Annotated in this window: 23 protein-coding genes and 1 tRNA gene; 8 read left to right on the top strand and 16 right to left on the bottom strand. The window is 61.1% G+C overall.

Going from position 1 to position 24,535, the window contains the following annotated elements; genetic code table 11:
* Positions 1–99: 99 nt before the first annotated feature.
* Both C7435_RS16275 and C7435_RS17055 read left to right on the top strand, forming a co-directional pair.
* Positions 100–1,068: a LysR family transcriptional regulator gene (locus tag C7435_RS16275; RefSeq protein WP_147422739.1), complete on the top strand. Its 969-nt coding sequence runs from the start codon at positions 100–102 to the stop codon at positions 1,066–1,068.
* A gap of 328 nt (positions 1,069–1,396) precedes the next feature.
* Positions 1,397–2,074 (top strand): hypothetical protein, encoded by a 678-nt coding sequence (locus tag C7435_RS17055; RefSeq protein WP_147422738.1) that lies wholly within the window; start codon positions 1,397–1,399, stop codon positions 2,072–2,074.
* On the opposite strand, the gene C7435_RS16270 is transcribed toward C7435_RS17055, so the two are convergent.
* Complete coding sequence (locus C7435_RS16270) at positions 2,014–2,505, bottom strand: DoxX family protein (protein ID WP_121212493.1); 492 nt, start codon at positions 2,503–2,505, stop codon at positions 2,014–2,016. The genes C7435_RS17055 and C7435_RS16270 overlap by 61 nt on opposite strands.
* A gap of 13 nt (positions 2,506–2,518) precedes the next feature.
* Entirely contained in the window at positions 2,519–3,205 is a 687-nt protein-coding gene (locus C7435_RS16265) for a DUF4386 domain-containing protein (protein WP_121212492.1), read from the bottom strand.
* 139 nt (positions 3,206–3,344) lie between these two features.
* On the opposite strand from C7435_RS16265, the gene C7435_RS16260 reads away from it, so the two are divergent.
* Positions 3,345–4,238, top strand: a complete 894-nt coding sequence (locus tag C7435_RS16260; protein ID WP_121212491.1) for a LysR family transcriptional regulator — start codon at positions 3,345–3,347, stop codon at positions 4,236–4,238.
* 25 nt (positions 4,239–4,263) lie between these two features.
* On the opposite strand, the gene C7435_RS16255 is transcribed toward C7435_RS16260, so the two are convergent.
* From C7435_RS16255 to C7435_RS16235, 5 genes are all read right to left on the bottom strand, one after another.
* A tRNA-Arg gene (locus C7435_RS16255) sits at positions 4,264–4,340 on the bottom strand.
* Between the two features lie 272 nt (positions 4,341–4,612).
* Positions 4,613–5,023 (bottom strand): hypothetical protein, encoded by a 411-nt coding sequence (locus tag C7435_RS16250; protein WP_121212490.1) that lies wholly within the window; start codon positions 5,021–5,023, stop codon positions 4,613–4,615.
* Positions 5,020–5,325 carry an autorepressor SdpR family transcription factor gene (locus C7435_RS16245; protein WP_075189190.1) on the bottom strand — a complete coding sequence of 102 codons (306 nt, stop codon included), beginning with the start codon at positions 5,323–5,325 and terminating at the stop codon, positions 5,020–5,022. Before C7435_RS16245 ends, C7435_RS16250 begins: the two co-directional genes overlap by 4 nt.
* 127 nt (positions 5,326–5,452) lie before the next feature.
* A complete protein-coding gene (locus C7435_RS16240; protein WP_075189191.1) occupies positions 5,453–5,827 on the bottom strand; it encodes a hypothetical protein in 375 nt (124 codons plus the stop codon).
* 146 nt (positions 5,828–5,973) lie between these two features.
* Positions 5,974–6,933 carry an ABC transporter ATP-binding protein gene (locus C7435_RS16235; protein ID WP_075189192.1) on the bottom strand — a complete coding sequence of 320 codons (960 nt, stop codon included), beginning with the start codon at positions 6,931–6,933 and terminating at the stop codon, positions 5,974–5,976.
* A 91-nt stretch (positions 6,934–7,024) separates the two neighbouring features.
* On the opposite strand from C7435_RS16235, the gene C7435_RS16230 reads away from it, so the two are divergent.
* From C7435_RS16230 to polA, 4 genes are all read left to right on the top strand, one after another.
* A complete protein-coding gene (locus tag C7435_RS16230) occupies positions 7,025–7,222 on the top strand; it encodes a zinc-finger domain-containing protein (RefSeq protein WP_075189193.1) in 198 nt (65 codons plus the stop codon).
* A gap of 51 nt (positions 7,223–7,273) precedes the next feature.
* The gene (locus tag C7435_RS16225; protein WP_121212489.1) at positions 7,274–8,803 is read left to right on the top strand and encodes an SLC13 family permease; all 1,530 of its coding nucleotides are present in this window, start codon (positions 7,274–7,276) and stop codon (positions 8,801–8,803) included.
* 716 nt (positions 8,804–9,519) lie between these two features.
* Positions 9,520–9,918, top strand: coding sequence for a hypothetical protein (locus C7435_RS16220; RefSeq protein WP_121212488.1), 399 nt, complete (start codon positions 9,520–9,522; stop codon positions 9,916–9,918).
* A gap of 106 nt (positions 9,919–10,024) precedes the next feature.
* On the top strand, positions 10,025–12,811 hold the full coding sequence (gene polA / locus C7435_RS16215; RefSeq protein ID WP_121212487.1) for a DNA polymerase I: 2,787 nt from the start codon (positions 10,025–10,027) through the stop codon (positions 12,809–12,811).
* Here the strand turns inward: polA and C7435_RS16210 are convergent.
* From C7435_RS16210 to C7435_RS16175, 8 genes are all read right to left on the bottom strand, one after another.
* Positions 12,808–13,635 carry a PIN-like domain-containing protein gene (locus C7435_RS16210; RefSeq protein WP_147422737.1) on the bottom strand — a complete coding sequence of 276 codons (828 nt, stop codon included), beginning with the start codon at positions 13,633–13,635 and terminating at the stop codon, positions 12,808–12,810. The genes polA and C7435_RS16210 overlap by 4 nt on opposite strands.
* Entirely contained in the window at positions 13,628–15,268 is a 1,641-nt protein-coding gene (locus C7435_RS16205) for a DUF262 domain-containing protein (protein WP_121212485.1), read from the bottom strand. Before C7435_RS16205 ends, C7435_RS16210 begins: the two co-directional genes overlap by 8 nt.
* Positions 15,269–15,442: 174 nt before the next feature.
* Positions 15,443–17,845 carry a DNA topoisomerase (ATP-hydrolyzing) subunit B gene (gene gyrB / locus C7435_RS16200; RefSeq protein WP_121212484.1) on the bottom strand — a complete coding sequence of 801 codons (2,403 nt, stop codon included), beginning with the start codon at positions 17,843–17,845 and terminating at the stop codon, positions 15,443–15,445.
* A 73-nt stretch (positions 17,846–17,918) separates the two neighbouring features.
* Positions 17,919–18,650 carry a TVP38/TMEM64 family protein gene (locus tag C7435_RS16195; protein WP_083635078.1) on the bottom strand — a complete coding sequence of 244 codons (732 nt, stop codon included), beginning with the start codon at positions 18,648–18,650 and terminating at the stop codon, positions 17,919–17,921.
* Positions 18,647–20,329 (bottom strand): ArnT family glycosyltransferase, encoded by a 1,683-nt coding sequence (locus C7435_RS16190; protein ID WP_121212483.1) that lies wholly within the window; start codon positions 20,327–20,329, stop codon positions 18,647–18,649. Before C7435_RS16190 ends, C7435_RS16195 begins: the two co-directional genes overlap by 4 nt.
* Positions 20,326–21,102 (bottom strand): glycosyltransferase family 2 protein, encoded by a 777-nt coding sequence (locus C7435_RS16185; RefSeq protein WP_075189962.1) that lies wholly within the window; start codon positions 21,100–21,102, stop codon positions 20,326–20,328. The genes C7435_RS16190 and C7435_RS16185 overlap by 4 nt, the downstream gene beginning before the upstream one ends.
* 95 nt (positions 21,103–21,197) lie before the next feature.
* On the bottom strand, positions 21,198–21,821 hold the full coding sequence (locus C7435_RS16180) for a LysE family translocator (protein ID WP_121212482.1): 624 nt from the start codon (positions 21,819–21,821) through the stop codon (positions 21,198–21,200).
* Between the two features lie 59 nt (positions 21,822–21,880).
* Positions 21,881–22,519: a TetR/AcrR family transcriptional regulator gene (locus tag C7435_RS16175; protein WP_121212481.1), complete on the bottom strand. Its 639-nt coding sequence runs from the start codon at positions 22,517–22,519 to the stop codon at positions 21,881–21,883.
* A gap of 102 nt (positions 22,520–22,621) precedes the next feature.
* Here C7435_RS16175 and C7435_RS16170 point away from each other — a divergent pair, with 102 nt between their 5' ends.
* The gene (locus C7435_RS16170; protein WP_121212480.1) at positions 22,622–23,383 is read left to right on the top strand and encodes a CPBP family intramembrane glutamic endopeptidase; all 762 of its coding nucleotides are present in this window, start codon (positions 22,622–22,624) and stop codon (positions 23,381–23,383) included.
* On the opposite strand, the gene recF is transcribed toward C7435_RS16170, so the two are convergent.
* Complete coding sequence (gene recF / locus C7435_RS16165; protein WP_170150523.1) at positions 23,380–24,528, bottom strand: DNA replication/repair protein RecF; 1,149 nt, start codon at positions 24,526–24,528, stop codon at positions 23,380–23,382. The genes C7435_RS16170 and recF overlap by 4 nt on opposite strands.
* Between the last annotated feature and the right edge of the window lie 7 nt (positions 24,529–24,535).

The raw sequence follows: 24,535 nt of genomic DNA, 5'->3' as shown, positions 1-24,535 counted from the left end.
GCAACGGTCTCTCGTTGACCACGGGATGGGCATAACCCTGTCATGAGCGCCTCCAAAGCATTTCACGACAAAGTTAATTGATGAATTGATATTTACTATGTGGCTATTTTTAAGAACTGTGTTGATATGAATTCAACTATGGGTGAGGCGATGCAAACAGTCCCGGATTTTGAAATCTTCTCGGCGATCATTGAAGCTGGCAGTTTTTCATCTGCTGCAGCTCAGCTCAATCTCACCAAATCTGCTGTCAGCCACAGAATCACGCGGCTTGAAAAACGTCTCGGCGTGCTACTGCTTCAGCGCAGCACGCGCAAACTATCGCTTACAGAGGCGGGAGCTCGATATCTCGCGCACGCCAATCAGGCGCTTCATCATGCTCAGGCAGCGGAACAAGAGGCTTCCCAGTTCGGTACAGAGCTCATAGGAGACCTGCGCCTTCACGCGCCAATGTCCTTTGGGGTTCGGCATATCGCGCCTTTATTGCCGCAATTTCTCATACAGCATCCGAAGGTGAGCATAGACCTGATTCTTGATGACGCGCCTGCAAGCGCAAGCGATGGACGATATGACATCGCCTTACGCGCCAGTGCTCTGCCCAGTTCGGCGCAGATAACGCGAAGCCTTGCGCCGCTCAAAAGCATTGTTTGCGCTTCGCCAGACTACGTGCGCAAACACGGATTTCCCACCGCCCCGGCCGAGCTAGCCAGTCAAAACTGCATCTTGTTCTCTTACTCCGACAATCAGGACTTGTGGGAATTCAAGACATCACAGGGCCCCGAACGCATCAACGTTTCGGGAAATTTAAAGGTGAACAATAGTGAGGCGCTCAGCGCGGCGGCAGTCGCGGGTGGCGGCATAGCACGCCTCCCGACGTTTATCGCGGGTGCTTTGATAGCGGAAGGTCAACTGGTGAGGCTTTTGCCCGAGTTCGAAATGCCGTCCAAGCCCCTAAGTATGGTATTTTCGGACCGTAAGCTGATATCGCGATCAACGCGCGCACTCGTTGATTTCCTCGTTTCGGCCTATGGAACACAACAGCCATATTGGGATGTTCAATCTGGGAATTGAGAATCACGTACGACCGTCGCGAGGCAAAAGCTTCGGCTGTATCCGTCAAAATTTCCGAATTGAGTTGCTGCCTATGACTAGTACGGCCGATTCGGTGACGAACGATCTGAGGCATACGCTCGATTTCTTTTTTACAACATCGGATAGGGTGGCGCGACACTGGCCGTTCTTTCAATAGGCGCTAGAAGCGATATAGTCTCTTCTTCTTGGTCGAAAGACATATGTGGATCATAATCGCTCGTGAAGTTCGGCTGAGCGACAAAGTCATTCCTTATGACTTGAAAGTGGTTTCGTCATGAATAGTCCTCATCTGTCCTGCATGTTACTCATGACCGTCTCGCTGATGCTCTGCGGATGTCAGCAGATACCAGCCGTTGCAGAAACTCCGGCCCAGAATGCAACCCCTTCCACCGCTGAAACTGATTTGAAGGCGGCTGCACGACTTGAACGCGTGAATGCTGACCTGCTCGCCTCGACAAGCGCCACGCTAACACTGGAAAAATGGTGCGCCGATCACAATCTGGCGAGCCCTGCGACGATTGCGGTTGAGCATGCGCCGCCGACTGAAAACCCAATAACTGACGCCCAGCGCACGCGTTTGCAGATCGGGCCGGACACAGAGGTCAGATATCGCAATGTCAAACTCAAATGCGGGGATCGCACGCTGTCGGAAGCGGAAAACTGGTATGTGCCGTCGCGCCTGACGGCGGAGATGAATACGGCGTTGACTGAAACAAAAACACCTTATGGCAAAGTAATCCGCCCACTGGCGCCGCGAAGACAGACTTTCGCATTGGATCGCGGCATTTGGCTCGATGCGCAACTCGCGCCTTCTGGCAAGATGCGGCCGGAACCGTCGGCGCCGCCCTGTCAAGAAACAGTTTTCTCCCATAGCGCGCTTGTCCTGAGCGGCGACAACACGCCGCTCGCCGAAGTGCGAGAAAACTACAAGATGGAGCTGGTCTGCTTTGACCCGTTAGGCGCATCGCGCACAACGAACCAATAGCCCCAGACGATAAGAAGCATCTGCAAAGGGGCGCGAACGGCCAGATAAACCGGCCCCCACTGGTGTCCGCCAAGACCTGCGCCATTGAGGGCTGCGTAGACATTGGCCGGAAAAAACAGGACGAGCACGGCGATGCACGCCAGTCCCGCCTGCTTGCGTAAAAAAGGGACAAGCAGCCCAATCGCCAGCAAGGCCTCCAACACGCCGGTCGCATAGATGATCATGGTCTTTTGCGGGACGAAACTCGGCAGCATCGCCGCCATGCCATCCGTTTTCACGAAATGCCCCATCGCAAAAAAAGTAAAAGCCATGGCGAAGGCGATGCGGCCGACAAAGCGATAGAGGCCTGGGCGCCCCACAAGACGCCCGATAATCACAGCCATCAGTGTGGGCAGGAACAGGATCGTCAGAATGATGAGAGGCGTCGTCACCGAACTTATTCCTTCATCCAGAATCACTAAGACCTGAGCGAGCTGCAGAGTTGTTGAACCCTCTGACGATCAGCCAGAGACTTAAAGTAATTTCAAACACACCGCCGGGTATGACGCTGACGGTTGCAACAAGCTCGTCCGGGCCAAAAAGCTGATAGATCGAGCCTGCCAGTAAAACCGGATAGCCGATCATGCCCCACACGGACATCCATCTCGGAACCAGGCGGGATTGAAAGAGCGCCGCGCAAAACAACACGCCGCCAACGCTCCAGAGCGCCATGCCCAGATGATAGGCCGCGACGCCGCCAGCCTTCAGCGCCGAGGCGGCGGCATAGTCCTGCGGGCTGGGCGCTTCACCTCCTAATGGCGACAACATCAAGGACAGCAATGCGCCCACGGCGAGAATGACGGTCGCCGCAATCGCCGCGCTGAAATAGCCAAAAGCGAGTCGCTCGCTGAACGGCTTCAGGATCGGCAGCATGATCACCGCCAAGCCGATATTCAAGACGGTGTGCACCAGCCCGGTCAGTATGACGCCGATGACAATCCGGCTTTCATTTTCGGCCATATGCAGCAGGAAATCCGCGTCCGTCACCGCCGCATCGATCAACCCCAGACCAATGCCATAGGACACAAATGTCAGGATGAAGAACGTCCCGAACAGGGCGGCTGACAGGCGATGAGGCGTTGTTCGGGCCATGACTTTTCAATCGTTTCAGAAAACAGCGCCGACGCGGCCGCTCGGACTATGGTGCCTGTATATCGGTTAGAATAATCGTTGTTAATGCCCGCTGATTGGCCATAGTGGATAATAAATTGACCATTTGGTGGAGCCGCATATGCATCACTGGAAGCAAATCCCCTATTTCCTGTCTGTCGCCCGCACGGGCGGGTTTCGCCCGGCGGCGGACGATCTTGACGCCACCCACGCCACGGTGCGCAGCCATATCATCGCGCTTGAGAATAGTTTGGGGACGCAACTGTTTCGGCGGTCAAAAAAGGGCCTGGAATTGACCCGCGCAGGGCGCATCCTGCTGACCAACGCGCAGGACGCTGAAAAACAACTTGAAACGGGTCGAAATGGAGTTCAGGGCGTAGACCGTCAGGCGAGCGGTCTTGTGCGCATCTCCGCCGAGCCGATGACAGGTCACCTGCTCTTAGCGCCGATACTCGCAGAGTTCTGCAAGCTCTATCCCGATATCGAGCTGGAAATCCGCCTGACCTATGACATTGAGGACATCAACGGGTTGGAAACCGACATCTCGATCAGAAATGCGGAAGCTGTGTCCGATGATGTGACGGCGCGAAAATTGTTCCCCACCGCGTCCTGCATCTACGCCTCCCGCGATTATATCGATACGCACTTTCCCGGAGCCGGCGCGCGCGGTGAAAACCTCCAGTGGATCGGCTATGGGGCGGAGCCGGAACAAAAGATCTGGGTCGATCAGTCACCGTTTCCTGATGCGCGGCTTCGCCATATCGCACGCGATGTGGAAATGCATCTGCACCTCGTGCGCGGCGGGCTGGGCATGAGCTTTCTGCCTGTCTGGTGTGAGACATTGTTCCCTGAACTTCGCCGCGCGCCTGGCACGGATATCGTGTTCAGGCGTAACACCTGGATCCTGCTGCATTCCGACCTGCGCAAGGTCGCCCGCATCCGCATGTTTGTGGATTTTGTCGCCCAGGCGCTGCGCAACGTGAACGCCCAACTGACGCAACAGCGAAACAGGTGAGAAGCCTATGCTGGCAAAGGAGAGATGGCGCACCCGACAGGATTCGAACCTGTGACCTTCGGCTTCGGAGGCCGACACTCTATCCAGCTGAGCTACGGGTGCTTACCGTGTCGCAACTGCTTACGCAGTGCTTACGTGAACTTTTCGCGAGTTTATAGATTAAAACGAGGGCCTCGCAAATCCTTGTTCCTGTAGTCCTTTTTCGTCTCCTCTTTGTCACGCGCCCCGTTGACATCCGCCTTCGGAGGGCAGCGCTCTATCCAGCTGAGCTATGGGTGCGTCGAACGCGAACCCATAGCCGATGCGGGTGCGGTGCGCAACGCGGCTTTACGCCTGCTGTTCAGCGGAACGGGATGGCAGCAGGCCGCCGCGCCTCAACCCTGGTCCGGGGTCTCGCGCTGGGCAACAATCGCGTAGGCGACCCGGCCCAGCCCGGCGATGAGGGCGGCAATCACCGCCGCCATCGACAGCGTGTTGGCCAGATCGAGCGGCGCGACGAGCCAGGCGCCGGCATGAATGAGACCGCCGACCACCAGGGCCAGGCCAAAGAAGCGCCGTGCGGCCATCAGGCCCGGCTTGCCCCCGCCGGCCGGATCGGCGTCGGCCGGTCGTTTGCCGGTCGCATTGCCGAACAGGACCAAGACCAGCCCGATCATGACCTGGACCACCCGATCCGGCATGTCCGGCCCGACCCAGTTGAAACCGGCCAGAAGCGACAGTCCGAATGCGGTCGCCAGGAGAATGGCGGCGAGGGCCAGCGACCCTTTCACGGAGCGGGTGATCATGGCGTTTCCTTTTCTTCCTTCGAGCGTTTGGCGGGCGGGCGTTGGCCCAGGCCAAACGCGCCGGCAAAGCCGAGCAGCGCCTCTTCGAGCACCGAGACATTGAGATGATAGATGACCGACTTGCCGGCCTTCTCGATCGACACGAGACCGGCCCCGCGCAAAACGTTGAAATGCGCCGACATGGTCGGCTTCGAGACCGGGAAGGCGTCGGCCAGATCACCGGCAGACCGGGGTCCCGCCTTCAGCATTTGCAGGACTTCCCGGCGCGTCGGGTCGGACAAGGCTTTGAAAACATCGCTCATGAAATGACAATTAGCTAATTGTCTAATCGTTGTCAATCGCGAACATGAAAAGCGCCCCGGAGCGGATCCGGAGCGCTGTCCCTTCGGACTGGTCCTGTGAGCGGCGCTTGTGTGTGGAATGCCCGTCTCAGGCGAGGCCGACCTCGTCGCCGCCATCGTCCATATCGCCGGAATTGCGGCGACCGCCGAGATCATCGCCATCGGTATCATCGCGGCGACGGCGACCGCTCTGGTGCTGGGAGAGCCCCGTCAGGCCGACACCCCAGTCACGATCAAACCCGTCGACACCGCGATTGCGGAAGCGGACCTTGCGGCCCGGGCGCATCAACCAGGCATAAAGCCAGATGGCGGCGATGGCACTTGCGAGGATGAGGATGAGGGCAAAGCCGGCTCCGGTCTCGCCCTGCGGCTGCAGGAAGACGCCGAAAAACCAGGCCAGGGCAACAAACAACGGCGCGCTCACCGAAATGGCGAAGACTTGGCGAATGACGTGAATGCGCATGATGGCCTCCCTGGTTTCCCGGTTTTGGTGTCCTGTCGGTCGGCCCTCCTTTGGCCAGGGACAGAATGCGCTGGAATCATGCCCAAAAAGGGGCAGGCAAGGCGGGACAGGGCGCGCCCCCATCCCCGCAGACACGGATCGGCACATCAGGCATCCTGGCGGTTATAGGTCAGCGCCAGGAAGACATCTTCCAGATCGGCTTCCTCGGTGCGCAAATCCTCGATCCGGCCGCCGGCGGCGCGGAATTTCTCGATCATCTCGGCCACGGATTGCTGGCCATAACGATAGGTGATGGCCAGCGCGCCATCGCTGCGGATCTCGGCGTCATACTCTGCCAGTTCCGCCGGTACGGCGCTCAGCGCCTCGGCCGGTTCGATCACCAGGGTCTTGGAATCCATCCGCTTGAGCAGCGTTTCCTTGGGCTCGCAGGCGATGACCTGGCCGTGATCAATGATGGCGATCTGGTCACACAATTCCTGGGCTTCTTCCAGATAGTGCGTGGTCAGGACGATCGTGGTGCCGCGGGCATGCAGTTCGCGCACATAGTCCCAGAGCTGGCGTCGCAGCTCGATATCAACGCCGGCCGTCGGCTCGTCGAGCACCAGGATGGGCGGGGTGTGGACCATGGCCTTGGCGACCAGCAGGCGCCGTTTCATGCCGCCGGAAAGCTGGCGGACATAGGCATTGCGCTTGTCGGTGAGGCCGACCGCCTCGAGCAATTCATCGGTCTTCCGCTCGGCCTTGGGCACACCGTAGAAGCCGGCCATCAACTCCAGCGTCTCATACGGTGTGAAGAAGACGTCCATGTTGATTTCCTGCGGCACCACCCCGATGGCGGCGCGCGCGGCGCGGCTGTCCTGGTCGATATCAATGCCCCAGGTCTTCGCCGTTCCGCCGGACTTCTTCACCAGGCCGGCAAAGATATTGATGAAGGTCGACTTGCCGGCGCCATTGGGGCCCAGCAGCCCGAAGATCGAACCGCGCGGCACTTTCAGGTCGATCCCCTTGAGCGCCTCTTTCGGCTCGGCCAGCTTCGACCCGCGATAGGTCTTCTTCAGACCGGTGGCTTCGAGCGCGAAATCAGGAAGGGGGGAGCTGTCGGACATGTCGCCTCGGAATTGACGGATGAGGGCCAAAGGCCATAACTAGGCCCCACACTTAGGGATCGTCATTCATCCTGTCCATGAGGGCTTGTCCATGGCCGACGCCGCCAATTCTGTTCCGCCGTCCGAAATCATCGTCACCGACCAGCATCGCATGGCCTGCGACGGCGGTGGTGGCGCGCTGGGACATCCGCGCGTCTATCTGGAAATGGGCCAGGATGATTTCGTGGAATGCCCCTATTGTGATCGCCGCTTCGTGAAAGCCGGCTCGTCCGAAGACCCCAAGGCCTGACGCCCGACGCCAGATCAACGGGTCTGCAACAGGCGGCTGGGGAGGCGCTTTGTGGCTGACACTGACACGCCGGCCGCCAAGCGCGGCAAATCCACATCGCAAGTGATCGGCCTGTTTGCCGGGCTTGGCCTGGCCATGCTGCTGCAAGTCCTGCCGCTGCCGGACGGGCTGAGCCGGGAAGCCTGGCTGCTGGCCTCGCTGGCCGTTCTGATGGCCGTGTGGTGGGCCACCGAAGCCATCCCGATTGCGGCGACGGCGCTGATCCCGATGGCCATCTTCCCACTGCTGGGCATCGTCTCGACCGGCGCCGCCACCGCCCCCTATGCCAGCCCGATCGTGATGCTGCTGCTGGGTGGATTCATCGTCGCCCTGTCGATCGAGCGCTGGAGCCTGCACACGCGGATCGCGCTCAATATTGTCAATGGCTTCGGCGGACGCCCCGCGGCGCTCATTCTTGGTTTCATGCTGGCCTCGGCGCTGTTGTCGATGTGGATCTCCAATACGGCGACGACGCTGATGATGATCCCGATCGCCCTGCGGGTGGCCCAGGAAGTCGAGCGCGAAGGTGTCAGCTCGAAATTCTTCGCCCCGGCCCTGGCACTCGGGGTCGCCTACGCAGCCTCGATCGGCGGCATGGCGACTCCGGTCGGCACGCCGACCAATCTGATTGGCATCGGCTATCTGCAGAACGAATTCGATATCGCGATCGACTTTGCCACCTGGATGGGCATGGGCCTGCCCATTGTCGCCCTCCTCATCCCGGTCGCCTGGTTCATCCTCACCCGCCTCGCCTTCGACCTGAAAGGCGGCGGTGACAGTGAAGCGGCCAAGGAACTCGTGCGCACCGAACTGGCCAAGTTGGGCAAGATGACCCGTCCGGAATGGCGTGTGGCCCTGCTGTTCGGCACGGTCGCCATCCTGTGGATGGGCCGGGTGCTGCCCGGAGAACTGATCGGCCAGTCCGGCACTGAATGGGGCTGGAATCCACTGCTCGCCTGGATCAGCACGCAACTCGGCCTGACCGTCACCCTGTCACTCGGCAATACCCAGATCGCGGTGATGGGTGCGCTGGCGACCTTCCTGGTGCCGGCCGGTGACCGCGGCGTGCGCAAGGGCGAAATGCTGATGGACTGGGACGGTCTCGCCCGCCTGCCCTGGAATGTCGTCATCCTGTTCGGCGGTGGCCTCTCATTGGCAGCGGCCCTGTCATCCACCGGCCTGGCCGACTGGCTGGGCGGGCAGATGGGCTTCCTCGCCGACATGCCACTGCCGGTCCTGCTGCTGATTTTCGTCGCCCTGGTCGTCTTCCTGACCGAGCTGACCTCGAATGTCGCCACCACGACAGCCTTCCTGCCGGTGCTCGGCGTGATCGCGGTCGAAGCGGGTGTGCCGCCGGAAAACCTCGTCGTCCCCGTTGCGATCGCCGCCTCGACGGCCTTCATGCTGCCCGTTGCAACTGCCCCGAATGCCATCGTCTACGCCTCCGGCGCCGTGACCCAGCTGCAGATGATGAAGGCCGGCGTGCGGATCAATCTCGCCGCCATCGCGATCATTGCCGGCATTTTCGTGCTCTTCGGCTGACACGCACTTTCATCGCCACGGCGAGAACACCTGGCGGTTCGGGCAGAGAGGGGAACGGGATGTCGGCGAATGCCGATAACCGGTTTGATTTGAAAACGTGACATCGCCGACATCCCGTTCGCGGAGTTTTCCCGGACGCTCTCGCCCCCGATTCCAATGCGCCAGGTAGATGGGGTCGGTCGTTTAGTGCCCCGCGACCTGGTCGCACGCCCTGCCAGCGCCAATGGGTGTCACGCCACCGCCCGGACAGGCTCCGCTCGCTTCCGGGCACAAGTGACAGGGCCCGCGCCTCCCGTCCCGAAAACCGAGGGGAGTATCCCATGGGGTGAAGGGGGGCGGATAAGTTTGTCGCCTATCCCCGCAACAAACACCGTCATCCCGGCGCAGGCCGGGACCCGGAATGCGACGCAAGCTGTTGCCATGTTTGACAAATCGAGTTTGCGAGACTGGGTCCTGACTTTCGTCAGGATGACGGTATGTGGGGTGTACAGCGGGGATAAACTCTGAATCCAGACACAAAACTTTGTCATCCCGGACATAGGCCCGGCCTCGAGCCGGGCGGCGATCCGGGACCTATTCTCACCAAAGCTGGCCGCACCGGGCGTATAGGTCCCGGGTCTTCGCCCTGATCAAGTCAGGGCTCCGCCCGGGATGACTCGGCAAAACAAACCACCACCCCATTGAACCAAACCATCCCCGCGACACACCTTGCTCCCATGACCGAGCTTGCCACCGACCTCTCCCGCTTGATCGTCCAGCTGTTCGCGCTCTGGCTGATCTGCGTCGCCGGGCTTTGCCTGTTGCGACCACGGCTGGCCCTCGAGGGCTTGGAGAGAATGGGATCAACGCCGCTCATCCATTTTGGCGAACACGCCCTGCGCGCCCTGGTCGGTCTGGCCCTGATCGGCGTCTCCAGCGCCACGCCCTGGCCGCAGCCCTTTTACTGGGCCGGCATCTTCATCGTCGGCAGTTCTGCCGTCATCGCCCTTGCCCCGCGCCGCTGGCATCACGCCTATGCACTGTTCTGGACCCGACGCCTGCCGCCCTGGTCGCTGCGAGCGATGGCGCCAGTCGCCGCTGTGGCGGGGGGCGCGCTGTTTCGTCTGGTGAGCTAAGGCGGCAAGGCCCCACCGCACTCCCCCCATGACCGGGCGCCCTCCCCGCGCTAGTCTCCGTCCCAACTGATTTGCCCGCCTGCCGATCCGCCCGGAGACACACCCCATGGCCACGACCAAACCCGTCGACGAGACCAGCCACGTCTATCTGATCGACGGGTCGGGCTATATTTTCCGCGCCTATCATGCGCTGCCGCCGCTGACCCGGACCGACGGGACGCCGACCGGGGCGGTGCAGGGGTTCTGCAACATGTTGTGGAAGCTGCTGGAGGATTTGAAGGGCGATGATCAGCCCTCGCATCTGGCGGTGATTTTCGACCATTCCGGCAAGACTTTCCGCAATGAACTCTATGACCTCTACAAGGCGCATCGCCCGCCGGCGCCGGAAGACCTGGTGCCGCAATTCTCCATCATTCGCGATGCCACCCGCGCCTTCGGCACGCCCTGTATCGAGCTGGAGAATTACGAGGCCGATGACATCATCGCCACCTATGCCCGCCAGGCGGAAGCCCTGGGCGCCGATGTCACCATCGTCTCCTCGGACAAGGATTTGATGCAATTGGTGACCGACAAGGTCTCGATGTTCGACGCCATGAAGAACAAGCGCATCCAGGCGCCCGAGGTGATGGAAAAATTCGGCGTCGGACCGGACAAGGTGATCGATATCCAGTCCCTGGCCGGCGACAGTGTCGACAATGTGCCGGGCGTGCCGGGGATCGGCATCAAGACGGCGGCGCTGTTGATCAATGAATATGGCGATCTCGACACGCTTTTGGAGCGCGCCGGCGAGATCAAGCAGAAGGGGCGGCGCGAAAAGCTGCTCGCCCATGCTGATGATGCGCGCATTTCCCGTGACTTGGTGACCTTGAAGCTCGATGCGCCCATGCCGGAGAAGCTGGAAGAATTCGGCCTCGCCGAGCCCGATCCGGAGGTCCTCGTTCCCTTCCTGCGCGAGATGGAATTCCGCTCCTTCACCCGCAAGGTGGAAGAGGCGCTGGGTGGACCGCCGGCCGATGAGACCGGCGATGCCACGGCACCGATCAATCGTGACGATTACGAGTGCGTGACCACGATGGAGGCGCTCGAGCGCTGGATCGCCAAGAGCTTCGAGGCCGGGCAGGTCGCGGTCGATACCGAGACCGATGCCCTGTCTTCGACGGCGTCGGGACTGGTCGGCATCTCCCTGGCCACCGCACCGGGGCAGGCCTGCTATATCCCGCTCGCCCATGTCGATCCGCAGGGCACCGGCGACATGTTCGATACCGGCGCCGCGCCGGAGCAGATCCCGATGGATCAGGCGCTCAAGGCGCTGAAGCCGCTGCTTGAAGATCCGGGCGTGCTCAAGATCGGCCAGAACCTGAAATATGATCTCGGCGTATTGTCGCGTTATGGCATTGATGTCGCGCCCTATGACGACACCATGCTGATCTCCTATGTCATGGAGGCCGGCCTGCACGGGCATGGCATGGACGCGCTGGCCGAGCTTCACCTGGGCCACACCTGCATCCCCTTCAAGGAGATTTGCGGCACCGGCAAGAACCAGATCACATTCGACAAGGTGCCGCTGGACAAGGCTACCCTCTATGCCGCCGAGGATGCCGATATCACCCTGCGGCTGTGGGAGATTCTCAAACCGGCCATGGTCGCCAAGAAGATGGCGACGGTTTACGAAACGCTGGAACGGCCGATGGCCGATGTGCTGTCCAAGATGGAGCGGGTCGGTATCAAGGTTGATCCGGACCAGTTGAACCGGCTCTCCTCCGACTTCGCCCAGAAAATGGCCGCTGCCGAGGCCGAAGCGCATGAAGCGGCAGGTCGCGACTTCAACGTTGCGTCACCGAAACAAATCGGGGAAATCCTGTTTGGAGAGATGGGCTTACCCGGTGGCAAGAAGACCAAGACCGGGGCCTGGTCGACCGATGCGGCCGTGCTCGACCAGCTCGCCGCCGAGGGTCACGCCCTGCCGGTCGCGCTGTTGGAATACCGGCAATATGCCAAGCTGAAATCGACCTATTCCGACAGTCTCTTCGCCCATATCAATCGCGACACGAAACGGGTCCACACCTCTTTCTCGCTGGCTGCAACCACGACCGGGCGCCTGTCCTCGACCGAGCCCAATCTGCAAAACATCCCGATCCGCACCGAGGCCGGCCGGCAGATCCGGGAAGTTTTCATCGCCGAGCCGGGCCATGTCCTGGTTGCCGCCGACTATTCCCAGGTCGAGCTGCGCCTTCTCGCCCATATCGCCGATGTCGAAAGCCTCAAACAGGCCTTCCGCGACGGCACCGATATTCACGCCATGACCGCCTCGGAAGTCTTCGGCGTTCCGATTGAGGGCATGGACCCGATGGTCCGGCGCAAGGCCAAGGCGATCAATTTCGGCGTGATTTACGGCATTTCCGCCTTCGGCCTGGCCAATCAGATCGGCGTCAAACGCGATGAGGCCAAGGCCTTCATCGATGCCTATTTCGAGAAATTCCCCGGCATCCGCGCCTATATGGATGAGATGAAGGCCAAGGCCGCCGAGACCGGCTATGTCGAGACCATTTTCGGTCGCCGCTGCCATTTCCCCGGCATTCGCGACAAGAACCCCAATATGCGCATGTTCGCCGAACGCCAGGCCATCAACGCCCCCATCCAGGGCTCAGCCGCCGACGTCATCCGCCGCGCCATGATCCGCATGGACGACGCCCTGCGCGCCGCCAATCTGGACGCCAGAATGCTGCTGCAGGTGCATGATGAACTGGTCTTCGAAGTGCCGGAGACCCAAGCGGACGACCTGATCGGGCTGGCGTCAAAAGTGATGGGCGAGGCGTGTACGCCGGCACTGGAGCTGAGCGTGCCGCTGGTGGTGGATGCGAAGGCGGGGATGACCTGGGGTGAGGCTCATTAGGGGGGGGCCTGACATTGACCGTCGCTCGCCACACGGCTAGCAAACTGTTCTAGGTTCCAAGTCTCGAAGGGCACACCAAGCAGCGCCTGACACTCAGCGACCAAGATAGGGTGTGCGAGGCCTGCGCGGCTCCAATCCTTTTTCACGTCATTTGTGATCAAGACGGCAAGTTCAAAATCTGTACTTCCGCTTTTTGCCATTTGAACTCCCGCCAAGAAGTCCGCCCAGACAAAAAAGTCTCCGAAACCCTTGTCCATAAATCCGGGCGGAGTCTTAGTATGCTGGCGTATCTGCGCTATCTCCCAAAATTGCTGGCGAGGAACGTATGGAACTTGAGCTCGACTCTGTATCAGCTCAAGGAAACTAACAGTTTTTCTGACTGTCGCCTCGCTATAGACATGTCCATGACTGCTCCTGAACTCGCTTAACTCACGCTGGAGGTTCGCCCGAAAGTCATTGAAGTTATCGTCAATTTTATCTAGAACTCGGTCGAGTTTTGTCAGAGCTTCATCCACCTCATCAGCATACGTCTTGACCGCGTGCAGTTGATTGTTCCAGAATTCTTGGATGGCTTGGCCAGGCAAAACAACAGGCGCTGTGTGCCGACCATTCAAATAATCAATTAGGTCGGCGCTGGATGCGTGGCTCGCAATACGAAGGAATACGTTGGCATCGACACCAATTGCGGTGCGTGTAAGCGGTACGCTTGACGACCGCCCCTGAACGGCTGCGATCACCGGGCTAACGACTTCTACTGATTTTCGGCGATCGAGAACTTCTTTTACTCGCGCAAATATTCTATCGGAGCTTGCAACGCTAAACATCAGATCCGTACCAGAGCTTTGCGGCACGCTCGGCTGCAACTTCGCCAAAGTGTTGAATGACTTCGGGGCGCCATTCGTGAACATCCAGGAAAGCAGTTAGGTCTTCTCCGTGTGCAGTGTCATTAATCATGCTGCTTTTGAACCCTTCCCAACTGCGAGTCGCATCATCAGGGCGTCGTTTCAAATCTGAAAGAAAAGTGTTTCCAATTGTCGCGGCCCAAAATGAACCTTCTTCTTCGGAAATTTCTCCCCAATGCTCCATGCCCTTTCTCTGCCAGATAAAATGGAGAATGCCTTGGTCAGAAGGGCAAATAGAATTCTCAATTAAAGAGCGCCGCACAAATGTAAGAGTACCCTTGTTGAAGGATCGGCGTGACAACTGGTTTACGAATTCATCCCGTGATGGATTTAAATCCCTAAGATCAGTTTGTAGGTGTCGCCAATTATTAGTTTCCGCAATCTTCTTTGCGACATCCCCCATGCGCCTTTCAACGTTACCCGTACCCAAGTTCCCAACCACAATTCTGCGTACTACCAAGCGCAACAAAAATTCCATGCCTGCATCACCGTCCTCCAATTCCTTCATTGCCAGCAGTATTGGGCGAACGGTCATCACGCCTAAATGGTTCAGCGAATCAAAAACGCGTAGCGCGAAGTCGGACGCTGGCCCGGAAGTCTCCGGCTCTATAATTTGCTGATATACTGGCAAAAACTTCTCAAGCTCCGCCATAAGCTGGTCTGGATTGGGGGGCGTTCGCCCCTGCACTAATTGCCGCTGCGCCAGAAACTTGAAAAGGTTCTTTGGCAATACGTGCCCGCATCCAACCGTGACAACGTGGCGGATATACTGGACGAATGTGTTATTAGATCCCTCGGGAGGAAAGACACGTGAAATCGATTGCCACTGTTGGTAACGGTCTTCTCGGTTTGGCGGCGAAGTTTGACTTAAGATATAATTTTTCAATAAATCCGCTGTAGTTAAGTCTCGACCACGTGTATTAATAACTTCAAAAACTTGATATGCGGTAGCGGCATCAGGGTGTACGAATACAGCAAAATAGACTTTCTTGTTTAGAAATTCTGTCCATTTTCCTAATCGTTTAAAGGGGTCACCCCTCAAATCATGTCGCAACGCGTTTCGGATGTAGTTAAAGGCTGCAATGAGTCGCTTTGATACCTCTCCATCCCCCACCCCATTTGGCGTGCCTTTGTTAATTAGTATTGCTTGAAATGTTTCATTGTCTACTGGGTCTGATAACTTGACCCTCGAGTGAGTTTCATCGGTGCTGTAGTCGATGGTTTGAAGAAACTCAGCTTGGATCCGCTCTGCCAGAGCAGCCCGCCCCCTATCAACTGCCTCAATATACAGGGCCATGGCGAGCAGCGTGAGGGTGATTATCCTCTGTTGACCGTCTACCACATGCCGGACATCTCCCTCATCGGTTAAGATAACTAAACCCAGAAAGTATGCGTCCTGCTCCAAACTACCGCTTAGATCACTCCAAAACTCCGACACCTCTTCATCCTGCCACGAGTACTCTCGTTGGTACTGAGGTATCAAAAATGTCGAGTCGGAGAATAGTGCACCAACAGTTTGGGCGGCGGCATTTAGCGGACTTTGCAATTTTTGCACCCTTTACAATCGTATCAGAGGCTCTTGGGCAAAAAGATCATCATGAATCTGACGATCGAAACCAGTCACCGCGGGCCATACAACTTGATGGTAGAATAGATGCTACTACCACCACAATCGAAAACGCCCGCCTGAAACAGGCGGGCGTTTTCAGTTCCGTCGGCAATGGGGCGCTTAAGCGTCCACTTCCGCTTCCAGCGCGTGCTCCTGGATGAAGTCTCTACGCGGCTCCACCACATCGCCCATCAGCTTGGAGAAGAGTTCGTCGGCCGTGTCGGCGTGGGTGACGGAGACTTGCAGGAGCGAGCGGGCGTTCGGGTCGAGCGTGGTTTCCCAGAGCTGGCCGGGATTCATTTCGCCGAGACCCTTATAGCGCTGGAATTTCATGCCCTTGGCGCCGGAGACGATGACTTCGTCGACCAGTTCGCGCGGTGAGTTGATGGTGACCGGGCCGGACTTCGGCACGAAGCTGGCCGGGCCAGAATAATCGCCGGCGATCGCCGTGGCGCGCTCATTGAGACGTTTGGCGTCCGGGCTGGCGCGCAGATTGCGGTCCAGCACCACGGTTTCCATCACGCCGCGCACTTCGCGTTCGAAGACCAGGCTGCCATCCTCCTCATCGAGGCGGCCAAGCCAGGTGTCCTCGCCTTCATCGGCGAAAGTGTTGAGGCGGGCGGCGGCTTCGCGGATCCCGTCTTCCGAGGGTTCCGGCACCAGCGCGCCGGCCAGCGCCGCCGCTTCCAGGGCGAAGCCCGGGGCGCGTGCGGTCATGCGGTCGATGGACAGCTTGACCTGACGGGCCGCAGCGACCCGTGTGGTCAGGTCCTGACCGGTGACGACTTCGCCGTCATGCAAGGTCAGATGCGCTTCCGACGCCCCCTCCTCGATCAGATAGGCGTCCATCTCGGCCTGGTCTTTCACATAGCGTTCGGACCGGCCCTTGGTGATTTTGTAGAGCGGCGGCTGGGCGATGTAGAGATAGCCCTTCTCGATCAGCTCCGGCATCTGGCGATAGAAGAAGGTCAGCAAAAGCGTGCGGATATGGGCGCCGTCGACATCGGCATCGGTCATGATGATGACCTTGTGATAGCGCAGCTTTTCGTAATTGATCTGGTCGCGGCCAATGCCGGTTCCCAGCGCCGTGATCAGCGTGCCGACCTGTTCCGAGCCGAGCATCTTGTCGAAACGGGCGCGCTCCACATTGAGGATCTTGCCGCGCAGCGGCAGCACGGCCTGGTTTTCCCGGTGACGTCCCTGCTTGGCAGAGCCGCCGGCTGAGTCACCCTCGACGATGAAAAGCTCGGACTTGGCCGGATCCTTCTCCTGGCAGTCTGCCAGCTTGCCGGGCAAAGACGAGATTTCCAGCGCCGACTTGCGGCGGGTCAGCTCGCGCGCCTTGCGGGCGGCTTCGCGAGCGGCGGCGGCCTCGATGATCTTGCCGACCACCATTTTCGCTTCGGTCGGATGTTCCTCGAACCATTCCGCCAACGCCTCGCCGACAGCGCCTTCAACGGCGGGGCGGACTTCCGACGAGACCAGCTTGTCCTTGGTCTGGGACGAGAATTTCGGGTCCGGCACTTTCACCGACAACACGCAGGTGAGGCCTTCGCGGGCATCATCGCCGGAGATCGAGACCTTGGCCTTCGAGGCCAGGCCGGAAGACGCCGCATAGGTGTTGATGATGCGGGTCAGCGCGCCGCGGAAACCGGCCAGATGAGTGCCGCCATCGCGCTGCGGGATGTTGTTGGTGAAGCAGAGGACATTCTCGTGATAGCTGTCATTCCACTCCAGCGCTGCTTCGACCGCGACGCCATCCTTCTCGCCGGTGATCAGGACCGGCGGGGTGAAGATCGGCGTCTTGTTGCGATCGAGGTGGGCGACGAAGGCCGCCACACCGCCATCATAGACCATCGTGTCGGAATAAAGCTCGGCCTCGCGCTCATCGCGCAGGGTGATCTTGACGCCGGAATTCAGGAAGGCGAGCTCGCGCAGGCGGTGCTGCAGCGTTTCGCGATTGAACTCGGTCATGGTGAAGGTTTCTTCCGACGGCATGAAGCGCACTTCCGTGCCCTTCTGGCCCGGCTCGGCATCGCCCATCACCTTGAGGTCTTCCTCGGCATCGCCGCGACGGAAGCGCATCCAGTGTTTCTTGCCATTGCGCCAGATGGTCAGGTCCATCCAGTCCGACAAGGCATTGACCACCGAGACGCCGACGCCGTGCAGACCGCCGGAGACCTTGTAGGAATTCTGGTCGAACTTACCGCCGGCGTGCAGCTGGGTCATGATGACCTGGGCCGCCGAAACGCCTTCTTCCTTGTGGATATCGGTCGGAATGCCGCGACCATCATCGCGCACAGAGGCCGACCCATCGGCATGCAGCGTCACCAGGACTTCCGAACAATGGCCGGCAAGGGCTTCATCGATCGCGTTATCGACGACCTCATAGACCATGTGATGAAGGCCGGATCCGTCATCGGTATCACCGATATACATGCCCGGGCGTTTGCGCACGGCGTCGAGGCCCTTGAGGACCTTGATCGACTCTGCGCCGTATTCCTGATTCGCTTGTTCCGTCATGGTTTTGTTGTACAGGTTTCGCGCGTCTGTGACCACTCGCGCGCACACGCGTACGCACGCGCGCACGCGTGAGTCACGGGGCGGGCTTTTCGACCGGAAGCGGGCCCGGTCGTGCGGTTGCACGACGCTTCAGCCAGCGCCGCCCGATCACCGCAATCAGGACCAGAAGCAGCACCGCTCCGCCGACCGCGATCCACGCCCGGATGCCGCCGCCCTCAAGCCCCTGGATTGCCGCGTGGCTGGCGAAGGCGATGAGCGCCATTTTCGGGACACTGCCCAGCGCCGTGCCGGCAATGAAGGCGCGAAACCGCATCGGCGTGCAGCCGGCGGCGATATTGATGACGATCGAAGGCAGGGTCGGCACCAAGCGGATCACCGCGCTGGCCCAGAAACCGTGCCGGGCCAGCTCGTCCATGACGATGGCCACGTCCGGCCCGGCATTGCGCGCCAGCCAGCCCGCCCCGGCCCGGCGTCCGATCAGGAAGCCGAGCGCGCAGGCCGCCACCTTGCCGGTCCAGCTGTAGACAAAGCCGGCCCAGGGGCCAAAGGCAGCCACCAGGGCCGCGATCAGCACCGCCTGCGGCGCCCCCAGCGTGATCAGGACCAGGAAGGCAAGAATGGCCAGCGGCGGCGCCCAGGGTTCGCGGCCGATCACCGCCAGCCCGTCCAGGGCCTGCCGGGTCACATCCTGGGGCAGGAACAGGGCGGCAAATCCACCAAGCGAGAACAGGACAACCAGGCCAAGCGCCATGACCGCCTTGCCGGGATGGCGGCGCAGGGTCGAAACCAGTTCGGCGCTGATCACGGCTGACCGTCCGCGGCGTCCGTCGCATGCATTGCCGCCCGGTAGAGGGTCAGGCTCATCGCGTCGCCATTGGAATAATTCTGGCCCTCGATCAGCGCCACGGCATCGAGGTTCAGCGCCAGCGCGGCGGCACGGGCCAGGAACGCGTCGGCCTCGCTGGCATCGATCAGAGCGAGAGAACACTCGGTCTCGGTGGCGAACTGGACGGCCGCATCGGCCGGGTCGGCGGCCAGAAGGGTGTCATAAGGGCCGTGGCGATAGACCAGGCTGGGCTCGCGGAAGGCCGACGTGATCAGCCGCGTGGTTTCGCAGCCGCCATGCGCGTCGACAGCGGCCACGATGCGCGGCGTCAGCCACAGCGTGTCGAGACGCGGCAGCGTGGCGCCGTAAACCGTCGTCACCGCCAACCCGCCAGCGACCAGACCCGCCACCAGCGCCATTGGCCGGCGCCCGATAACATGCAGCAGCAAGGCCGCCGCCGCGGCCAGGAAAATGACAACACCGGCCAGCACCAGCAAGGGCGACAAATGGCCCTCGGCCCAGTGCAGGCCTGCCGGCCCGAGCGCCGCGACCAGACCGCTGGCGGCCAGCCAGAGTGCGGCATACACGCCCGCACCGATCTTCACCCAGAGCGGCGCCTTGGCCTCGCCCGGCATGAAAATCGCCGCCACGGCGAGACAGGCCATCGCTGGATAAACCGGCATCACATAATGCGGCAGCTTGGTCGCGATCAGCTCATAGACGATCCAGGCCGGCACGATCCAGGCGATGAGGTAACGCGTCGCGGCATCGCGGCGATTGGCCCAGGCCCAGTATCCGGCGAATACAAAAAACAAGGACCCTGGCCAGAAGGTCAGCGAGAACAGGCCGAGATAATAGCCCGGCGGACCGGCATGCGATTGCTGGCTCTCGCCGACCTTGCCCATCAGGCTGTCGCCGATCGCCTCGGCATAAAAACCGCCCTCCGAGACGAGTCCGATAGCGACATACCAGGGCAGGGCGATGGCCAGGAAAAGCGGCACGCCCCACAGCGGTTTCAGGGCACCGAGCCAGGCGAACTTGCGGTCCCAGACCACCAGGGCGAGCAGGGCCAGCAGCACGAAGATCAGGATGATCGGCCCCTTGATCATCATCCCCGCCCCCAATGCCGACCAGAACAGGGCCGGACGCCACCAATGGCCTTGCGGTTTGAGATAGATCTGCATCAGGGCGAGGTGAGAGGCCGTGATGGTCGCCAGCAACATGGCGTCGGTCTTGGCAATGCGCGCCTCGAAGCCGCCCGCGAAACAGGTCGCCACCAGCAAGGCCGCGCCGAAACCGGCCATGCGTCCGTACAGGCCCGCCGCGATCCAGCCGGTCATCAGGACCGCTGCCAGAATGCCCAGAAAGGACGGAATGCGATGGGCCCAGATGGCGCGGTCATCGGCGGTGCCGGTCAGCGCGACCGAGATTGATTGCAGCCAGTAGATCCCGGCCGGCTGGAGATAGCGCTGTTCGTCCTGGAAGCGGATGTCGATGAAATCACCGCTCGCCAGCATCTGGCTGGTGGCGACCGCATAGCGCGACTCATCACGATCAACCGGCGGAATGGAGGAAATGCCCGGCAGCAGGACCAGAGCCGACAGGGCGATCAGGACCAGCCAGTCCTTCCAGCCCAGGCGACGGGCCGTATCGGTCACGACTGGCGCTCTTCAATCCGACCGGGCGCCTTGGTCCGGCGGACCAGCCAGATCACACCCATCGTGTCGAAAATACCAACGAAAGCGCGGCCGATATTGGTGTATTTCGATTGCCCGGCATGGCGGGCACGATGCTTGACCGGATGATTGATCAGCGGATGGCCATAGCGCTGGAAGAGAGCCGGCAGGAAACGGTGCATGCCTTCAAAACAGGGCAGCAACAGGAAGCTGTCGCGATGGAAGACCTTCACGCCACAGCCCGTATCCGGACAGTGATCGCCCAGCACCGTGGCGCGGAAACCATTGGCGATCCGGGTCGCGACCAGGCGCGAGACCGGGTCATTGCGGCGAACCCGCGTGCCGGCCACCAGTGGCAGATCGCTATCGTCCGCCCAGGCTTTTTCCAACATGTCCGGCAGATCGGCCGGATCATTCTGGCCATCACCGTCAAGCGTTGCGATCCAGGGCGCGCGGGCCGCCAATACGCCGGAGCGGACGGCCTGGGACTTGCCGCAACGCCTGTCATGGCGGACCAGGCGCACACGCTCGTCCTGATCGGCGATCGCCTGCAATATATCCGGTGTCGCATCGCTGGACCCGTCATCGACAAAGACGATCTCGAACGCTCCGGCGCGATCCATCTCGCGCAGGACTTCCTCGCACACGGCCGCAACATTCTCGGCCTCGTCGAGCACCGCAATCACGACAGAGGCGCGCAAATCCGTTGCGGCCCGCGCCGGCCGGCGGAAGTTGATGGTGGAAATGTCGCTCATGAAACAGCCCTGCTGATACGCGCCGGAGTGTGTGCCGCTTTGGCGCCGGTTTCAAATGCCAATGCACGCGCGCGCGGAACGCTTCGGACCCGGTCCTAGCGCAAAACCAGAAGCAGGGCGATGCCGGTCATGACACAGCCGGTGATGATGTCTGCGCCGCGCCGCACCTGCGGCGTCGACAACCAGTTTCGGGCACGGTGCGCCAAGCCGATATAGAAGCCCGCCGTCGGCACGGCCATCGCCAGCATGATCAAAAGCATCACCACATAGCTTACCGGCGTGATCGCCTCGATCGGGATGAAGGCCGGCACCAGGGTCAGGTAAAAGACAATCGGCTTGGGGTTGGACAGCGGCATGGCGACGCCGGCGAGAAAGGTCGTCGCCCAACCACTTTTTGACCCGACCTTGAAGACCGGCTTGGGTCGCGCCCCGGTCCAGGCACTCCAGAAGGCCTTGAAGGCCATCCAGCCGAGATAGGCCGCTCCGACAATTTTGGCGATGAGCCAGAAGGCGGTCAGCTGGGTGGCGATGGCTGACAGGCCGGTAACCGCCAAGGTGAACCAGAAAATATCACCCAACATGATGCCGGCGCCATACATGGCGGCATGCCAGGGACCGGTATCCAGCGTGCGGGCAATCATCGCCGCAATGCCCGGTCCGGGCGTGATGAACAACACCAGCAAGGCGCCGGCAAACAGGAACAGGGTCTGGACGGTCATCACGCCTCGCACACACTGGGTTGCCGCCGCTATAGCGTGTAAACGCCTGTCGCGTCGCGTCAGTCTGCAGTGACGAGATAGCCGTAGAGCGTGTCAGCGATGGCCGCGACGAAGCGCTCATCGCTCAGCGTCAGAACCACCGCCGCCCCTTCCTCGGGATAGAGGGCCCGTTCGATCGGCAGCGTGTTCATCAGATAGGTGAACATCTGGGCCGCCTCGTCAGGATCACGTCGCTTCACCTCATCCCGGAACAGGGCGATCAGCTGGTGCGCCGACTGGCGGGCCTGGTCGAGCAATTCCTCCCAGTCATCACCGATTAGGTCCGGGCGGAGGCGGGCATGGAGATGGGCGGCCCGGACCAGATAGCCGTGACGGACCAGGAATTGCCAGCCGACCGCGCAAGCCGTGTGCAGCGCCTGCCGCAACCCGGCGGCCGGGTCGACCTCGACGCGCCCGTCGCCCGCCATGAAGGCATCCAGGCGAGCACGGTAAAGCTCGAAGATCACCGGGATGAAGGCGTCCTTGTTCTCAAAGCGCCGATAGACCGCGCCGACCGACAGGCCGGCCGTCTCCGCCAATTCGGCTATCGTGATGTCGGCAAAGGGCTTTTCGCGCAGGCATGCATCAAGGGCCGCGACCAGCCGGTCACGGGTCTGACGCGATCTTTCCTGCCGGGCCGGCTTGGTGCCTTGACTCACATCGACTCCATCTCTAAATGTGAATGCGAATTCTCATTCTCGTTATCGACATTGATCGCATGCGACCCTTGGCAGGGTCAATCCACACAGAAAGGGCATCCCATGCAACCCCTGCTCGACCAACCTGCACTCCTCGGTGGACTGGCCGCCATCACCCTTGTCTTCGGCTTCATCGTGTACCGCGACCTGCGGCATCGTCTGCTCGGACCGGACGCACCGCGCAAGCCGGTCCAACGCCAGTATCGAGACACGTCGATCACGCTTTGGCTTCTGTGCATTATCTGCTTCATCTGTTGGATTTTGGCGGGGCAGCCCCTGTCAGCAATCGGCCTCCAGGCCACGTCAGGCTGGACCGGCTGGCTGGTCTGGGGCCTGGTCGCGGTGTCCATTGCATATGCACTGTACGCCCTGCTTGGCACCGCGCTTGACCGCGAGGCCCGCATCAAGCTGCGCCGCGATTTCTACACGGCCGACGGCTTCGACCTGATCCGACCTCGTACAGTCGGGGATCATGCGGGCTTTCAATTCCTGTCGCTGACCGCCGGGATCACGGAGGAAGTGATTTTCCGCGGCTTCCTGATCGCCACGCTGGCGCTGGTCATGCCGGTCTGGGCAGCCGCGCTCGCTTCGATGGCGGTCTTCATTCTGGCACATGCCTATCAGGGGCTGTCCGGCATGCTCCGCATCACCCCGATCACGCTGTTCATGACGGCCGTCGTGCTGATCGGCGGGTCGCTGTGGCCGGCAATGATCATTCACATCCTCGCCGACGCACTGGCCGGCGCGCTGGTGGCACTGGTTGATGCGCATGAGGACGCCGATGCCTGCGTCCCGACCAGTGAAGCAGAGGCACTCCCGGCCTAGGCCGGGCACACTTTGCCGCCACGAACCTCGTGATACTGGATGGCCGGACCGAACGGATCGAACAGGACCCGCTCGACACCGGTCAACCAGGCCTGCGAGCCGGATGCAAGGATTTCGGCGGCCAAGCCCTCGCGTCGGGTTGCGTCGAGATGGGCACAAGCCTCATCGAACAATAACAGGGGCGCGACGCCCCATTGCTGCCCGAGGGCCCGGGCCTGGGCGAGGGCCAGGGTGAGGATGAGGGCTTTTTGCTCACCGGTTGAACAATCACCCGCCGGCTGATCCTTGCCGCGATGACGCGCCAGCAGTTCGGTGCGGTGCGGACCACGCGTCAGGGTCCGTCCCGCCGCACCATCACGGCGACGCCCGTCCCGCAGGGCGAGCAGAAATCGATCTTCCGCCTCGGCCGCCGTGATGCCGTCAGCCAGATCCGCCTCAACGGCGCCGTCGAGCGCCAGGTCGGCTTGCGGAAACACGCCCTCCGGACGCCGGTCGATCTCGCCCTGCAGGCGGATCAGCGCATCCAGCCGGGCCGCCGCCATGGCAACACCATGTCCGGCCATCTCGACCTCGATCGCCCCCAGCCAGGCGGGGTCCTGGCCACCCTCGTCAAGCAGGCGTTGGCGCCGCACCCGGCTTTTTTCATAGGCCCCGGCCGCATCGCCATGCGCCGGATCGGCGGCGTGGACCAGACGGTCGAAGAATTTCAGCCGGTCAGCGCGCGGCCCGGCGAACAGGCGGTCCTGGGCCGGGGTCAGCCAGATCATCGGCAGCAGGCGCGCCAGAACATTCTGGGCCGCAGGCTCGCCATCGATCCGGGTCTCGCGCCGCGCCGAACCCCGCGCGCCGACACCCAGCCGATAACCACCTTCAAGCGTATCGGCTTCGGCAAAGACGGCCCATTCCGACGCCACCACGCCGTCCTGCTTGAGCGCGACCCCGTCGGCTCCGGCCGAACGCAGACCACGACCGGGCGCCAGGAAGGACAGGGCCTCGAGCAGATTGGTCTTGCCGGCCCCGTTCTCCCCGAACAGCGCTACCGGCGCGACGTCGAGATCGAGGTCGAGATCGGCATAACTGCGAAAATTGGTCAGCCGCAAACGACGAACCGCCGCAGGCGGAACCGGCGGCGGTGTCTCAGTCATCACGGTG

This window comes from Maricaulis maris, assembly GCF_003634045.1.
Lineage (GTDB): Bacteria > Pseudomonadota > Alphaproteobacteria > Caulobacterales > Maricaulaceae > Maricaulis > Maricaulis maris.
This window is presented reverse-complemented; position numbering and strand designations above follow the sequence as displayed.